The 16,588-nt window shown below is 36.3% G+C and carries 9 protein-coding genes and 1 CRISPR repeat array (1 of these 10 running past the window's edge); of the genes, 3 read left to right on the top strand and 6 right to left on the bottom strand.

Features of this window, described 5'->3' with window-relative positions:
• A CRISPR array of direct repeats spans window positions 1-1,029; the repeat unit is 46 nt; unit sequence GTTGTGAATTGCTTTCAAAATTGTATTTTTAGTGATAATTCACAGG (it extends 836 nt beyond the left edge of the window).
• Window positions 1,030-1,124: 95 nt separating this feature from the next.
• The 5 genes from cas2 to cas9 all read right to left on the bottom strand — a co-directional run bounded on the left by cas2 (window position 1,125) and on the right by cas9 (window position 8,513).
• Entirely contained in the window at window positions 1,125-1,430 is a 306-nt protein-coding gene (gene cas2 / locus P700755_RS01340) for a CRISPR-associated endonuclease Cas2 (RefSeq protein ID WP_041758104.1), read from the bottom strand.
• Window positions 1,431-1,486: 56 nt separating this feature from the next.
• Window positions 1,487-2,389 carry a type II CRISPR-associated endonuclease Cas1 gene (gene cas1 / locus P700755_RS01335; protein WP_015022953.1) on the bottom strand — a complete coding sequence of 301 codons (903 nt, stop codon included), beginning with the start codon at window positions 2,387-2,389 and terminating at the stop codon, window positions 1,487-1,489.
• Between the two features lie 21 nt (window positions 2,390-2,410).
• Window positions 2,411-3,049 (bottom strand): hypothetical protein, encoded by a 639-nt coding sequence (locus P700755_RS01330; protein WP_015022952.1) that lies wholly within the window; start codon window positions 3,047-3,049, stop codon window positions 2,411-2,413.
• Window positions 3,050-3,312: 263 nt separating this feature from the next.
• Entirely contained in the window at window positions 3,313-3,633 is a 321-nt protein-coding gene (locus P700755_RS01325; RefSeq protein WP_051007916.1) for a hypothetical protein, read from the bottom strand.
• A 350-nt stretch (window positions 3,634-3,983) separates the two neighbouring features.
• Window positions 3,984-8,513 carry a type II CRISPR RNA-guided endonuclease Cas9 gene (gene cas9, locus P700755_RS01320; protein WP_015022951.1) on the bottom strand — a complete coding sequence of 1,510 codons (4,530 nt, stop codon included), beginning with the start codon at window positions 8,511-8,513 and terminating at the stop codon, window positions 3,984-3,986.
• Window positions 8,514-8,832: 319 nt separating this feature from the next.
• Here cas9 and P700755_RS01315 point away from each other — a divergent pair, with 319 nt between their 5' ends.
• Complete coding sequence (locus P700755_RS01315) at window positions 8,833-10,917, top strand: M28 family peptidase (protein ID WP_015022950.1); 2,085 nt, start codon at window positions 8,833-8,835, stop codon at window positions 10,915-10,917.
• A gap of 517 nt (window positions 10,918-11,434) precedes the next feature.
• On the opposite strand, the gene P700755_RS01310 is transcribed toward P700755_RS01315, so the two are convergent.
• Complete coding sequence (locus tag P700755_RS01310) at window positions 11,435-11,854, bottom strand: ABA4-like family protein (protein WP_015022949.1); 420 nt, start codon at window positions 11,852-11,854, stop codon at window positions 11,435-11,437.
• 290 nt (window positions 11,855-12,144) lie between these two features.
• Between P700755_RS01310 and katG the strand changes: the two genes are divergently transcribed.
• On the top strand, window positions 12,145-14,457 hold the full coding sequence (katG, locus tag P700755_RS01305; RefSeq protein WP_015022948.1) for a catalase/peroxidase HPI: 2,313 nt from the start codon (window positions 12,145-12,147) through the stop codon (window positions 14,455-14,457).
• 300 nt (window positions 14,458-14,757) lie between these two features.
• Complete coding sequence (gene ald, locus P700755_RS01300; protein ID WP_015022947.1) at window positions 14,758-15,843, top strand: alanine dehydrogenase; 1,086 nt, start codon at window positions 14,758-14,760, stop codon at window positions 15,841-15,843.
• Window positions 15,844-16,588: the final 745 nt, after the last annotated feature.

Raw genomic sequence — 16,588 nt, 5'->3', positions numbered from 1 at the left:
TGAATTGCTTTCAAAATTGTATTTTTAGTGATAATTCACAGGAGAAAATCTAAAAAGGATAAATAGCAATATGTTGTGAATTGCTTTCAAAATTGTATTTTTAGTGATAATTCACAGGTTAACAGGAGACATTCTTGCTTTTAAAAATGTTGTGAATTGCTTTCAAAATTGTATTTTTAGTGATAATTCACAGGCGAATGGATAGAAGTCTGCAAAGTGTTTGGTTGTGAATTGCTTTCAAAATTGTATTTTTAGTGATAATTCACAGGCTTCTGGGTACTTATCCTTATAAATAGTGTGTTGTGAATTGCTTTCAAAATTGTATTTTTAGTGATAATTCACAGGAATCCGCTTAACTCTTCCATTGTTTCACATGTTGTGAATTGCTTTCAAAATTGTATTTTTAGTGATAATTCACAGGTACTAGCGTAACTATTAATAGTCTTGATGGGTTGTGAATTGCTTTCAAAATTGTATTTTTAGTGATAATTCACAGGAAGCTGGTTTATATGGGTTCATGTAATGTTGTTGTGAATTGCTTTCAAAATTGTATTTTTAGTGATAATTCACAGGTTATACCCTATTGTTTACAACGACACAGGGGTTGTGAATTGCTTTCAAAATTGTATTTTTAGTGATAATTCACAGGCAGAGGGTTGCACGATAGGAATTGGTATATGTTGTGAATTGCTTTCAAAATTGTATTTTTAGTGATAATTCACAGGAAAAAGGCGGCGTATTACACCGCCCTAGATGTTGTGAATTGCTTTCAAAATTGTATTTTTAGTGATAATTCACAGGTAGCGTAACTATTAATAGCAGTTCAGATGGGTTGTGAATTGCTTTCAAAATTGTATTTTTAGTGATAATTCACAGGTGCATGCAGTTGTTCCGTAAGGTGGGTCTGGTTGTGAATTGCTTTCAAAATTGTATTTTTAGTGATAATTCACAGGTTGAATATAAAGAATATGAAATAGATTTCTGTTGTGAATTGCTTTCAAAATTGTATTTTTAGTGATAATTCACAGGGTATAAGCTATAAAAGGCTGATATCCTGTTTTTTATGCAATAAATAGGCTAGGTAAAATGATGTTTTTCAATATTATAAGGAATGAACACTAGCTTTAAAACAATTCTAATTGTTGAGATGGGGAGTCAATATTAGCTTCTTTTTTGCCGTGAAACAATTCTATCATCCCAAATTGTTTATCGGTGATTTGCATAATCCCTACTTTCCCTTTTTTTGGCAGTGACTTTTGAACTCTGTTAATATGTACTTGCATATTTTCTCGGCTGGCACAAAATCGCGTATAGATGGAAAATTGAAACATCCTAAATCCATCATCTAGCAATGATTTTCTAAACCTTGTGGCTGCGCTTCGCTCCACTTTGGTTTCTGTAGGTAAATCAAAAAATACCATTACCCACATAACTCTATATTGATTTAATCTCGATAGTTTGTTTTCCACGTTCCATAATTATTTGGTTATGAATTAAATTCAGGATATAAGAGCCGTCTTGAACTTCCCTCAAGACAGAAAAATAAACTAGTAGTGGTTCTGCTTAAAGCATTCATCAAAGGACTTCTTTGTCCTTCAATAGTAACGTCTAAGACTGGAATTTGTAATAGCTTCATTTTAAGTTCAGTATTCATTTCAATATCTGGATCATCTAAATCTTTAATAATATCATAGACCAGATCATCGACGTAAATGCGATAGGGTTCCATCAAATCGTCAGCTAGACAATAAGCATTGTATTTATTTCGATGAAAAATACCCAGATTGGGCAGTAAACCACTCGCTATTATTGCTCTTGCTGTTGAAGCTCTTAAAATGGCATAGCCATAATTTAATAAATGATTTGGTGAAATCCCTTTAGGAGTTCTATTAAAGTTGGGAATATCAAATAAGTGTTGCCAGTAATAAGCCGCAGAAACCCCTTCATGATTTTCAAGATCACCACTTTTTACTTGCTTACTCCAGTTAATCAATTTAAGTCCGTTCTTTTCTCTTTTTTTTAGATGATGGGCTTGATTCCTTATTTTAAAGGTAATGGTTTGTTGCCATAAATTCTTTTTTAAAGGAATACTGGCATCTATTTGATACCGGATGCGTTCCATCTGTTCACTATGCCCATTGAGGGGTTGTAATAAACTGATGGGTAAATGGAATTGATCGCAATTGACAATAGCTGTTTTGTTTTGAATGAGTCTGGTAATTAAGCCATTGGTTAGTGTTATTTGTTGATTCTCTAAAATGAGCATTCCAATATCTTCAATAGGAACTGTTTTGTCTTCTTTATGGTCTTCAGGAAAACGAATATATAATTGTTGGTGTTTGGTACTTAGGTAGGCTGGGTTTGAAAAAAATAGAGTGCGTTTAATCATGGTTTTTTGGTTTACATAAGCTTATAAATGAATGTGTTTTTCTATACCTGTTAAAGTAGGTGGGTGCTGATGGCAGTATATGAAGTTATCTAAATCATCAAACCAACTGATTACGTCTGCTCTTTTAAGTTTTGTAGTTTGCTTAGATACGAAGCTTTTATAAGATGAAAATTTCCAATATTCAGGATTTTTAGCAAGACCTGCCTCAACAGGATTGTAATGAATGTAGTGTACAAGCTTTTTTAAATACTGCTCATCTGTAACTTGTTTGCGTTTAAAAGGTCTTATAAAAAGACTTCCCTTTCTGTTTTGTTGCTTGTTGAAGGCTTTTGAATAAGCATTAAATAAATTACTAAATTGGCAAGAAACCAGACCAGACAGGTTTATAAAACCTGTCTGGTCTTTATGATTGTCTTTTCTAATCTTATCTCTGAGATTTTCCGTTAAATCATTTTCTCCCTTAACCTTAACCAAAAAATGAAAATGATTGGGCATCAAACAATAGCAGTATTTATCTGCAATAAGGGAGATATAGGAGTCATATTTTTGAAGAAAATAGCGGTAATTATCTTCTGTTTTAAAAAGGAGTTCATTACCATTTGCCCTATTGTAAATGTGGTAGATACGGTCTGAGCTTAAAATTGCTTTTGTATTTGACATTTTTTTGTTTTTAACACTCCTTTACTATTTCAAATATCCATAAGGATTATTACTTCTACACCTGACAGGTTTTTAAAACCCGTCAGGTGTTCAACGCTTAAAATAAAAACGAAAAACTCTTCTCTCCCTTATACAAAATATCACTTCCATTAGCTCGGTTGTAGATATGTTCTGGAAACATAGGAGAAGCAGTTTCTTTCATTTTTTAACTTATTTATACCTGCAAGGTCTTTGAGACGTTGCAGGTATAGCATTTATAATTTTCACCGATAAATTACTAAATTGGCAAGAAACCAGACCAGACAGGTTTTCAAAACCTGTCTGGTCTTTATGGTTGTCTTTTCTAATTTTATCTTAGAATTCTCCGTTAAATCATTTTCTCTCTTAATCCTAACCAAAAAATGAAAATGATTGGGCATCAAACAATAGCAGTATGTTTCTGCAATTAGGGAAATATAGGAATCATACTTTTGAAGAAAATAGTGGTAATAATCTTTTGTTTTAAAAAGAAGTTCATTACCATTTGCCCTGATGTAAATGTGATAGATGCTGTCTGTGCTTAAAATTGCTTTTGTACTTGCCATTTTTTTGTTTTTAACACTCCTTTACTATTTCAAATATCCATAAGGATTATTACTTAAACACCTGACAGGTTTATAAAACCTGACAGGTGTTTAACGCTTTAAATAAAAACGAAAAACTCTTCTCTTCTTATACAAAACATACCTTCCATTAGCTCGGTTGTAGATATGATAGATGTGTTCTGGAAACATAGGAGAAGCAGTGTCTGTCATTTTTTTTAATTTATTTATACCTGCAAGGTCTTTGAGACGTTGCAGGTATAGCATTTATAATTTCCACCGACTTTTAACTCTTTAAGGGTTGATAAGCATTGAAGAGTTTTTCAGTTCGGATAACGTATTTCTAGTTTAAACTAGGCTTTTGAAATGTTCCCTAATCTGTCTATTTTGAGTTTAATGCATTTTTCTTTTATCATAACATCATCAATTGATTTTTGATTTTTAGATTGAGGACTTCCTAAGCCAAACTCATTTTGAATAATAAAATCAACATCTAATTTTTTTTGCTCCTTTTTTTTTAAATTAAATATCAATTTTGATACTTGAAATGGTATAAAATTACAAGTTTTATCACTTGAGTCAGTGAATTTGTAAATTCTACTTATTTGTTCGACATTCAAATTCCCCAAATTAAATAAATCACGATTTTCAAGTTCCTCATTATTTGGTACATAAACTAAATCATTAGGAGAAAGGGTGAATAAGAATGTGCCTTTTTGAGAATCAGGTTGTACAGATAATCTTTCAGATTTAGGAAAACCTGCTACTTGTTTTTGATGGGTGATTACTTCATTAAGCGGAATGGTCTCATAGTTCCGTTTTTTATTCTCCTCATCCAAATAAATAGCAAAGAACAAGTTGGTGCCTTTTGCAGCTTCTACATATTTCTTACTTTTTGCAGAGTTTTCATCCTCTGAAATTGAAAACTTACTGCCTACTTCAAATATTTTCACTCTATAAATAGGTTGATGTTTTTTTCCTTCGTTTAAAGTCGTAATTTTTTTGTTTAAATCTTCAATACCCCCTTGGCTAAATGCTTCACTAAAATTTGCTTCCCCTTTATTGTTTAGGTAATGCTTTAGATGATTAGGTAGAATCGTTTCTCTAATACGTAAATCGGTTATTTTTGCTAAATGTTTTTCATTTTTGATTTCTGTTAATAAAGTCCTTACTGAAGTTGCAATTTTATTTTTTGGCGCATTAATATTATAAATTCCCGATACAGTTTCTTTATGCAAAGGTTTGCGAATCGCCCAGTTATAACCTTTGGTCTGTTTGCGAAGTTTCTTCTTAGGTTTTCCATCTTTTCCAAGGTTTAGATTTCCGTTTTCATCTTTGTAAGACCAAAATTTATTATTGGTTTTGTTAATAACACGCAGGTTCTTTTTAAAGCTTACAACCGTTTTTTCTAAGTTGTTTTTAGCTTCTATTGTAAAACCTTGCCACGGTATTTGAAAGGTCTTAGTATAGTCACCGTTCTCATTTTTGATTACAAGTTTGTCACGCAAGCTGTAATTTTTATTTTCGGCATTTAATGCACTCAAGTAATGTGTATGATTTCTTGAAGTACAAGCTACCACCAAGGCATCTAAGGCATGGTGGCGATGGTCTATTCTTTTTTTGCTAAAACCTTTGATAAGACTATCTGGAACCTGAATTCTAAAGGCGTTAATGTCATTATCCCAAAAACCAAAATCATTTGAATTTGTGAGTTTATTTAATCGCTTAAAACGAGGAGCAATGATTTCATTCCATTTATCATTAAGCCCCCAATCTTGTTTTAGTTTTGAGGTGACTACACCAGTTACTGGAATAAGGTTTTTTGATGTTGCTTCTTGTTCCCCATTTTCTCGTACAATATTACTCAATAGTCCTTTTACCAGCTTACTGATGTATCTACTATCATTAAGTTGTCGGTTAATAAAACCTTCAGGGATATCTTCGCTTAATAAATTTTTTAGTTTTGTTTTATTTTTTTTGAAATATTTGTTCACGTGAGCTTCATATTCGTCCAAATTGAGAAGCTTATGCCCAAAAACAATACTTCCTTTTTCAACCTTTAAATATTCATAAGCTGTTTTATTATCCTTATCTTCATTGACTTCGCTTTCGCAGATGATTTTATTTCCTAGAGAATTATCATAATACCTAGATTGTGGTATGATATGTTCAATTTGATATTCGTGAGTAAACAGTTTTGTTAAGGGAATAATCTTTCCTGTATAAGGTGAGATATATCCTTGTTCTAACCATAGTTTGTAGCGTTGTATCTCTTTTTGAGTAGGATTATTCTTTTTGCGTATTTTTAGTATTTCATCTTCATCAACTTTTAAATAATTGGTGTTGGGATTTTGGTAAATGCCCTCCTCATAAAGTTTAAGAATCTCCTGCTGGCTCGGAGAATAATCGCGTACACCACCTTCAACAGAGGCATCATTCATCAATTCTTTTAAAACTTCCCGGATACGATGATTAGTGTTTTCATTTTCGGTATTTCTTTGTGATAATTTTTCTCGTTTACCAGCAGGGCTTTTCATCTCTCTGCCTAATTCCACATGGATTTCCTTAAAGAAGTCTTTTTCATTATTACCATAATGCTCCCAAATGTCCCTCACTACACGCAAGGTTTCCATAACCACTTGCTCTACAATAGGATTGCGTAGGGAATGCTGTTTGAAATTATTTAAATACCTGTCAATATCCTCAGGTGTTTTCCAATGTTGTATATCTCCAGTTTCTGAGTGTCTACCATATACTAAATAATTGGCTTGGTATGTATTTAAGCCTTTTAATGGGTTTTTGTCTTTAAAAGAAATAAAACTTTTTATTAATTGCTTCGGTATATCATCGTCACTTACTCTTGAAAGCAAATCAGCTAAATCTTTGTCAGAGTAACCTTCTTTTAAGGGTAAGACTTTTACTCTTTCCATAATTGATAAGGAACGCTCTTTCACTTGGGTTGGAACGGCGCTTTCACTCCAATATTTACCCATGCGCATAATTGGTAATAGTTTTGATATAGCTTTCTTAGAGTAGCTGGCATAATCGCTAACAAATGGAGGAAATTTTTTGAAGTTTTTTAAAAAGGAGTCCTTTTCTAAGTTGTGTTTTTCTGCAAATTTTTCGAGTGCTTTTTCATACTCTTTTAGATCAGAAACCGAATATATGATGTGCCATAATTGCTCTATTCGTTTAATAAATGGACTATTTTCTTTGCTTCCTACTTGCGTATTTTTATTTAAAAAATCTTCAGTATTTTTTATTCCTTTAACTTTGGCTAAGCGTGATAAAAATTGGGCTCTGGTTTCAGAAAAAGGATATTTTTTATCTTCTACAAAGTTCCAACGAAAATGCTCTTTTTCTTTTTTATCTATTAATTTCTTTTTTACAAAATACTCGATAAATTGCTTTTGCTCAAGTTCTTTTTTAGTGTTCAAAAAATCAAATAAGGTAACATAGGCCTCATTATTAGGTAATAGTTGAGTTGTTACATCTTCTAACTTTCCGTTTTCTATTTTTTCTTTATTATAGATTTTAAGATTTTGTAACCATTGCCAAATTCTAAATTCCTGAAATAAGGGATGTGATCTGGAAATGGTTTTTATAGGTTCTTTTATTAATTCAAGCTTACCTGTTTTTTTATTTTTTTGCTTATAAATTTTATGCTCAAATTGACAACCAGAAATATTAGATTTTTGACTTTTAAGTGGTCTTTGATAAAAGATAATATCCTCCGTAAATAAATACTCAAACCCTTGTTTTTTATTATTACTTTGATGATTTTCATTTCTAGGGTATAATTCTTTAATACAAGCTTTGTACAGTGACTCATTAAATAGTTCAGGTTGTAATTCAATTTGTTTAGAAAGTAGCTTTTCAAATTCCTCTTTATAAAATTTTCGTTCTATAGTTTTAACCAATTTCCCTCTTATTTTTTGAGAAGGATTGTCTAATAGAGATTCGTAAATATATTCGCCTACTGTTTTATTTGCTTTATTAATGTCTTGTTCAGTTTTAGCTTTGATCGCAGCCCAATCTATTTCCGAGTCTACAGCTTTATATGTTCTTTTAATATTACCATTTTTCAGTGTTTTAGTGGTAATAATAAATTCCTTTGTCCTTCCTTCCCATTCATCTTTATTGACAATTTGTTTTTCATATTTCCACCCATTATCAAAAATTACATTATACAATACTTTTCCTTTCACTTTTGCACCAGAATCAATCAAATTGTTGACTTTAAGTTGCATGTATTTCTTGTTCTTGTCCTCATCTATGTCTTCTCCACGTAATTGATAATAGCCTCGTTTTTGATTGAAATTTAAAATTAACCAGGCTAGTTCTTCTTTAGTAATTTGTTGAGTTAAGGCTTTTTTACGGAGATAGTATAATGTCCAGTCATATGGTATTTTTGTTTCTTCTCCATTACCTTTATTGTAAAAAAGCTCTGGTTGGGCATTTTTGAATTCACTTACCATTTCAATAAATGAATTCATAAAAACAAATTCGTGCTTATTTTTCTCATTTTTGCGATAATTGAGTTTAACCTCTTGTTTAGGTTTGAATTGACCTACTTTATCCTGAAAGTCAATGCTTTCGCTATAATGCTTTGGAAGAAAGTCTAAAATTTTTAACACTCTATGTAGACGTTCTCTTCGAAGATTGTCTCTTTGATACAATCGTCTAACGCCTCTATATTTTGTTCTATCTGCGGTTTGAGAGATTGATTGCCCAGCATCAAATTTACCTAGTATCTCTTGACTCATAGGAATTATACGAACACCTAATCCTTCAATTTGTCCTTGCTTATTTTTAAAATCATGTTCAATTAGACTCCACCCAATCGAGTTTGTTCCTAAATCTAACCCTAAAATTCTTTTCATAATATGTTGGTTGTCTTATAATATTAATATATTTGGTACACAATTTTGAAGCAATTCACAATAAGGATTATTCCGTTGTGAAAACATTTAAAGCGGCCTTTACGGGTCGCTTTCTTTTTTTAAAGAACTTAAACTTAATAAATTCTTTACAAACTCACAACATCTAACGCGAGGGATATGAAATTAAATCAATATTCTCCTATTTTTAAGATATTAAGAAGCCAACCTATTTATTTCCCCCCAAATTTTTAACTTCTCCCCCGATCAAGAGTCTAAAAATTATCTAAATTCACAATAGTATTATTAAACCCCATAACCCATGCGATATTTTATCATAGTTCTATTGGCTAGTGCTAGCTTAAGTGCACAAACCTATACAGGCTTTACGCCAGCCTCTGCCGAAACTCAAGCTCAGCAGGAAACTGATTTTTTAAATCAGGTGAAGCCGGCTGACTTTAAAACCCACCTAAAAACCTTAACCCAAGAGCCCCACATCGCTGGGACGCCCGCCAACGAAAAGGTGAGAGATTATATGGTTGCAACGATGGATAAGGCTGGATGGTCTGTAGATACCTATCCTTACGAAGTGTATATGAGTAGCGGTCCTGGAACCTCATTGGTAGAAGTAGTGTCGCCAGTATCCATACTTCTCGATCAAAAAGAGGAAGCTCTGGAAGAAGATCCCTATTCGCAAAACGCCACTCTTGTAAAAGGCTGGAATGCCTATTCGGGAAGTGGAGACGTGACTGCTGAGGTGATTTATGCCAATTATGGTACCAAAGCCGATTTTGAAAAGCTGGAAGAACTCGGTGTATCGGTTAAGGATAAAATCGTTATTGCGAGATACGGTGGTAACTTCCGTGGGTATAAAGCCAAATTTGCCGAAGCTCATGGAGCAGTCGGACTTATTATCTACACCGATCCTAAAGATTCTGGGTTTACCAAAGGCTTAACCTTCCCCGAAGGCGTGTATTACAACCCTAGTGCAATCCAACGTGGCTCTTTGCTTACCGCCGACTGGACTGGAGATCCGTTGACGCCCTACCAACCCGCCTTACCACTAGACCATAAGGACACTCCAGAGCGTTTAGCGCCAGAAGATGCAGGATTGCACACTATTCCCGTAACACCAATTGGTTATGGTGCCGCAGAGTCTATTTTTAAACATATGAAAGGTGAGGTGGTTCCTAAAACTTGGCAAGGCGGATTGCCTTATACCTATAGAGTGAACGGTGGAAAGGACTTGAAAGTGAGACTCAAAGTCGACCAACCCAAAAAAATGACCAAGATTTATAATGTCGTTGCGACCTTAAAGGGCAAAGAACAACCTGACGAATGGGTGATTCTTGGTTGCCATTACGATGCGTGGGCTTTTGGAGCGACAGATCCCAATTCGGGAACCGCCATGCTGTTGAGCTTGTCAGAATCATTAGGGCGTTTAGCCGAAGCTGGCGATAGACCCAACCGCTCTATTATGATTGCCCATTGGGATGCCGAGGAACATGGTGTGATTGGCTCTAGCGAATGGGTGGAGCAAATGAAGGATGAGCTAAAAGCCAAAGCGGTCGCTTATATTAATTTAGATGGAGCGGTATCTGGGAAAAATTTTGGAGCCTCTTCAGCACCAAGTCTTAAGACTCTTATTTTAGAAGCTTCCAAAGCGGTAGATTATCCCTATACAGAGGAAACCGTTTATGAGCATTGGGCGGGTAAGAAGCCAGAGCCCAACATTGGAAACCTGGGCGGGGGATCAGACCATATTGCTTTTTATATGTTTGCTGGCGTGCCGTCTTTAAGTGGTGGAGCCAGCGGACCTACCTTATACCATACCAATTACGATGACTTTTATTATTACGAGAATTTCGTAGATCCCGAATTTCAGATGGGACCTATGGTCGAAAAACTGATGGGTATTTTGAGCTTAAGGTTGGCCAATGCAGAGTTTATTCCTTATGATATAGAGCGGTATGCTACAGATTTGGAACTCCATTTTGAAAATGCGACTCAGCAGGTAAATTCTTTTTATTCTGATTTTACTGGGTTTACAGCTTCAAGTCAAGCGATATCCAGCTTAAAACTCTCGACTACCTCAGTGGCGAAAGCCCTCGAGAAACTCCTCTCCACTGAAAAAATATCCAAACGCCAAAAGAATCAACTGAATGCTCAGCTGCTCGCGCTAGAAAAAAGCTTTTTGGATCCCAAAGGGATGCCTTACGGCGACTGGTATAAATCACTTTATGCCTCCTCAGATCCATTTAGTGGCTATGCCTCTTGGATTTTGCCAGGTATCCAGTATCAAATTGAAACTGAAGCCACTCAAGACCTAAAAATGTGGGACCAGCGATATGCCAAAGCCATAAAAGAACTGGACGATAAGTTAAAAGACATGTTGGAAAGTTTATAGGTTTTAGGCCTTGTCAGTTCGAGCGTTGTCGAGTTCTCGATACGATTTTAATCGGTGGCTGAGTGATTCGACAGTAGGAGAATCGTATCGAAGCCCCAGTACGAAACGACCAAATCTTAGTGGTGGCTGAGTGATTCGACAGCAGGAGAATCGTATCGAAGCCCCAGTACCAAATTTTAATCGGTGGCTGAGTGATTCGACATCAGGAGAATCGCGCCGCATTGAGCTTTGTCGAAATGTATCGAAGCCCCAGTACGAAACGACCAAATCTTTGTGGTGGCTGAGTGATTCGACAGTAGGAGAATCGTATCGAAGCCCCAGTACCAAATCTTAGTGGTGGCTGAGTGATTCGACAGTAGGAGAATCGTATCGAAGCCCAACTGCGAAATGTCGTTTCGATACATTCTGACTATCGTCAGAACACTCAACGACCAGACCTTAGTGGTGGCTGAGTGATTCGACATCAGGAGAATCGCGCCGCATTGAGCTTTGTCGAAATGTACCGAAGCCCAAAACTTTAATCCAAACGCTTCGTTTTAGCGACTTTAATGATGGAATACACCAAATACCCCGCGGGGCCAAACACAAAACAAAGCAACAGACACGGAATTATAAGGTAATGATTGATCTTGTGTTTTTGGGATTGGTTTAAAATCCAATTTCCCACCAAGAGATCAAAAACCAAATAATGTACCCAACCGGTGAGAACAGCTACATCTGTCGTAAACATGGCTTTTACGCCTTCAAGCTCATTGAAGGATTCCATATCCAAATCACCCAAACCCGTCACAACGTAAAAAGCATAGACCAGAGACATCGCTATGGTAAGGCCGTTGATTACTGGATTTTTCCATGATTTGTTTGGAAAAAAAATCAAGATCAACCAGGCGGGAAGAACGATGGTATTAACGATTTGAAAGATGACTGAAGGTGACATAAGCTTTGGTTTTTTGATTTAAATTTACTATTAATTTAGGATTGTCAAAAAATACTTCACATTTATCTTTAGTGTTATTCACCGACAACGGATCCGCATGCCATCCCAAAAAAAAGAGTAACCAGCGACATAATTTCCAAATAAGTATCCTTCTTATTTATAGGCTTATCTAATACAATAACATTTAACTATTAGAAATTCTAATATGTCTATCAAAAACTGTAATTTTAAGTAAGTCTTTAGGTTAGGGTTTAATACTACTTTTGACTATCATAAATAAATTTATACTCATGAAAAAATTATTAATTGCAGCATTTAGTTTGTTTGTTGTGGTCGCTTTTGCTCAGCAAAGCACCGAACCTGAATATAAGACCTGTCCTGTAACAGGTATCAGGATAAAAGTTAAAGATGGTGAAAATCCTCATGCTAAGATGCAGGATAAATCTTCAGTAACAGAAGAAATGACACCCAAACGAATGGGGAATAAAGACTGGTGGCCCAACTCTTTAGATTTAAGTGTTTTGAGACAGCATTCTCAAAAATCTAACCCTATGGGTGAAGATTTTGATTATCGGGCTGCCTTTAAAGCCCTAGATTATGGAGCTTTAAAAACTGACTTAGTCGCACTGATGAAAGATTCTAAAGAGTGGTGGCCTGCAGACTATGGTCATTATGGTCCGTTTTTTATTCGGATGTCTTGGCACAGTGCCGGAACTTACCGGACAGCGGATGGCCGAGGTGGATCTAGAGATGGTCAACAGCGATTTGCGCCGATTAATAGCTGGCCAGATAATGCCAATTTGGATAAGGCAAGACGCCTGCTATGGCCAATTAAGCAGAAGTATGGCAAGAGTATTTCTTGGGCCGATTTAATGATTCTTGCAGGAACTCTTGCTTATGAAGATATGGGCTTAGAGATAGCTGGATTTAGTGGTGGTCGTGAAGACACCTGGGAGCCCTCCAGCAACGTCTATTGGGGAGCAGAAAATGAAATGTTAGCAAATGATAAGCGCTACGATGATAATGGAGATATTGAGCAACCTCTAGCTGCTGTTCAAATGGGATTGATCTATGTGAACCCTGAAGGTCCGGATGGAAATCCAGATCCAGCACTTGCAGCAGATGGAATTCGCCAAACCTTTGGAAGAATGGGAATGAACGATAAAGAAACAGTCGCTCTTATTGCTGGAGGTCATACTATAGGTAAAACCCATGGAGCAGGCGATGCATCTCTAGGTCCAGCCCCAGAAGCAGCTTCTATCCAAGAACAAGGCTTAGGATGGATGAGTTCTTATAAATCTGGAAAAGCGGAAGATGCCATCACTTCTGGATTGGAGGTAATATGGACTAACACTCCAGCAGAATGGAGCCAGGGTTATTTCAAGTCCTTATTTGAAAATGAGTGGGAATTGACCAAAAGCCCCGGAGGAGCTTACCAATGGGTTGCCAAGGATTCTAAAGAAATCTATCCTGATGCTCATATTGAAGGGAAAAAGCACAGACCAACCATGTTGACCACAGATTTAACGATGATTAAAGATCCTGATTATTTGAAAATTTCCAAGTTCTTTTATGAGAATCCAGAGGAGTTCAATAAAACTTTTGCTCAAGCTTGGTTTAAGTTAACCCACAGAGACATGGGGCCAAAGTCAACTTATATAGGACCTGATGCTCCAAAAGAAGATTTTATATGGCAAGATCCCATCCCAAAAGCAAAATATGAAATGGTCAATGCCGCAGATATTAAAGCACTAAAGGCTGAAATTTTGAAGTCAGGTCTAAATACATCAGAGTTGGTAGAGACAGCCTGGACTTCAGCATCCACTTACAGAGATTCCGATCGTCGTGGGGGAGCTAATGGAGGACATATTCTACTAGAGCCACAACGCAGCTGGGAAGCTAATAATCCTAAGCAATTGGATAAAGTGGCGTCTAAACTGACTATGATCCAAAAGGATTTTAATAAAAAGTATAACAACAAAGAGGTGTCTATGGCAGATTTAATCGTCCTCGGAGGGAATGTAGCTATTGAACAAGCGGCCAAAAAAGCTGGTCATACTATTGAAGTGCCCTTTATGCCGGGAAGAACCGATGCGTTACAAGAACAAACCGATGTGGAATCCATGCAATTGCTTAAACCTATGGCCGACGGATTTACAAACTATCAGGGAAAGCAATACACCTTAACCACAGAAGAGTTATTGGTAGATAAAGCTCAGTTGCTTACCCTAACTGCACCAGAAATGACTGTTCTCATAGGAGGGATGCGAGCCTTAGGAGCCAATCATGGCAATGCGCAACATGGGGTCTTTACAGATCGTCCTGGAGAGCTAACCACAGATTTCTTTGTAAATCTCTTAGACATGAGTCATAAATGGGAACCTAAAGACGATAAAGAACAAGTCTTTATTTCCAAAAATAGACAAACAGGAGATACGAAGTGGACAGCTACTCGCGCTGACTTGATCTTTGGATCAAACTCGGAGTTGAGAGCTTTAGCAGAAGTCTATGCTACTGAAGATGCCGATGAAAAATTTGTAACTGATTTTGTATCGGCTTGGTCTAAAGTTATGCAATTAGACCGATTCGATGTGAAGATGTAATTCTTTCGTCTATTAGTATAAAAAAAAGGCTCTGCAATTGCAGGGCTTTTTTTTATGGTGCAAAATCATGACCTAGATTTTTTTATCAGTTTCCTACTTTTTCTTTTTCACCTTAGGGACAGTTAACCCTTGAAACTCATTCCTTCTGAATTTAATTTATGTAAAATAGGGGGTGTGAAATATATTTTTATAATTAATTAGTATATATGTATTAAAATAGGGGGGTAATAATTACATTTAGCCTATTATAATAATAATATACCCCTAAATTTATAGGGTGTGATTAAAAAGAAAGTACTTATGAAAATAGGAGTTCCCATTGAAGTCAAAAATAATGAAAGTCGGGTATCTATCACCCCAGCAGGTGTTTTTGAATTGACGAAAAGAAAACATCACGTATATGTCCAAACTCAAGCTGGTTTGGCCAGTGGTTTTGAAGATTTGGACTATATAGAAGCAGGTGCAGAGATTTTATCAAGCCTAGACGCTGTGTATGAAAAAGCAGAGATGATCGTCAAGGTCAAGGAACCTATAGAAAAGGAATACGCGCTTGTTAGAGAAGGTCAAATTATTTTCACCTATTTTCATTTTGCTTCTAGTCAGGCTTTAACGCTGGCTATGATTGCTTCTAAAGCAGTGTGTATTGCTTATGAAACCGTGGAAGATGAGGATGGCAGTTTACCTTTGCTAACGCCCATGTCTGAGGTCGCTGGGCGTATGGCAACTCAGCAAGGCGCCAAATATTTGGAGAAACCCATTCGAGGAAAAGGTATTCTTTTAGGAGGAGTTCCAGGAGTGCCTCCCGGAAAAGTTTTAGTTCTGGGCGCTGGAGTCGTTGGAATTCAAGCTGCAAAAATGGCTGCTGGTCTTGGAGCTCACGTCACGATATTTGATATCAATATGAAAAGGCTTAGGTACGTGAATGATATTATGCCAAGTCATGTGGTAACTGCCTTTTCCAATGAATATAACATCAGGAAACATATTAAAACGGCAGATCTAATTATTGGTGCAGTATTGATTCCTGGAGCCAAAGCTCCAAAATTGATTACTAGAGATATGCTTAAGGACATGACACCAGGTACGGTTATGGTGGATGTAGCGGTAGATCAAGGGGGGTGTTTTGAAACAACAAGACCAACGACCCATGAGGATCCTACCTATATTATCGATGATGTGGTTCACTATTGTGTAACCAATATGCCAGGTGCGGTGCCTTACACCTCTACCTTAGCACTTACCAATGTCACCTTTCCATATGTGCTAGATATCGCTCAAAAAGGATGGAAAGAGGCTTGTAATAGTGATCCTTCACTTCAAAAGGGCCTGAGTCTGGATCATGGAAAAGTAATTTGTAAAGAGATTTTAAAAGAGATGGTAGTCTAATTTATGGATGAGGTTTGAGACTTTTACTTCATCTCATCAATAGAGTCATAAACCGATAGGGTTTAAAATAATTGATGTTAACCACCTCAAACTACTTCTCGATACAATTTTCTATCGAAAATCACTCGAAGTGACATTGACGCAACACTTTGTCAGTTCGAGTGATTTGATGGGATTCGAAAGAAATCCCATGAAATCGTATCGAGAACTCAACAATCCCAAACTACTTCTCGATACAATTTTCTATCGAAAATCACTCGAAGTGACAGGTCGAGAACTCGACAAGCCCCGTCTTACTTCTCGATACATTTTGCTTGTTTTTGCAAAACAAACAAAACACTCGAAGTGACATTGACGCAACACTTTGTCAGTTCGAGTGATTTCATGGGATTCGAAAGAAATCCCATGAAATCGTATCGAGAACTCGACAAGCCCGTCTTACTTCTCGATACATTTTGCATGTTTTTGTAAAACAAACAAAAGACTCGAAGTGACAGGGCGAGAACTCAACAAGCCTCGTATTACTTCTCGATACAATTTTCTACCGAAAATCACTCGAAGTGACAGGGCGAGAACTCGACAAGCCCGTCTTACTTCTCGATACAATTTTTTATCGAAAATCACTCGAAGTGACATTGACGCAACACTTTGTCAGCTCGAGTGATTTGATGGGATTCGAAAGAAATCCCATGAAATCGTATCGAGAACTCGACAATCCCAAACTACTTCTCGATACAATTTTCTA

This window comes from Psychroflexus torquis ATCC 700755 (assembly GCF_000153485.2).
Taxonomy (GTDB): domain Bacteria; phylum Bacteroidota; class Bacteroidia; order Flavobacteriales; family Flavobacteriaceae; genus Psychroflexus; species Psychroflexus torquis.
This window is presented reverse-complemented; position numbering and strand designations above follow the sequence as displayed.

Excerpts from the sequence above, each read along its gene's own strand:
- P700755_RS01310 (WP_015022949.1), bottom strand. The coding sequence starts at position 11,854 with ATGTCACCTTCAGTCATCTTTCAAATCGTTAATACCATCGTTCTTCCC.
- cas2 (WP_041758104.1), bottom strand. The coding sequence starts at position 1,430 with ATGTGGGTAATGGTATTTTTTGATTTACCTACAGAAACCAAAGTGGAG.
- cas1 (WP_015022953.1), bottom strand. The coding sequence starts at position 2,389 with ATGATTAAACGCACTCTATTTTTTTCAAACCCAGCCTACCTAAGTACC.
- P700755_RS01330 (WP_015022952.1), bottom strand. The coding sequence starts at position 3,049 with ATGTCAAATACAAAAGCAATTTTAAGCTCAGACCGTATCTACCACATT.
- katG (WP_015022948.1), top strand. The coding sequence starts at position 12,145 with ATGAAAAAATTATTAATTGCAGCATTTAGTTTGTTTGTTGTGGTCGCT.
- P700755_RS01325 (WP_051007916.1), bottom strand. The coding sequence starts at position 3,633 with ATGGCAAGTACAAAAGCAATTTTAAGCACAGACAGCATCTATCACATT.
- cas9 (WP_015022951.1), bottom strand. The coding sequence starts at position 8,513 with ATGAAAAGAATTTTAGGGTTAGATTTAGGAACAAACTCGATTGGGTGG.
- ald (WP_015022947.1), top strand. The coding sequence starts at position 14,758 with ATGAAAATAGGAGTTCCCATTGAAGTCAAAAATAATGAAAGTCGGGTA.
- P700755_RS01315 (WP_015022950.1), top strand. The coding sequence starts at position 8,833 with ATGCGATATTTTATCATAGTTCTATTGGCTAGTGCTAGCTTAAGTGCA.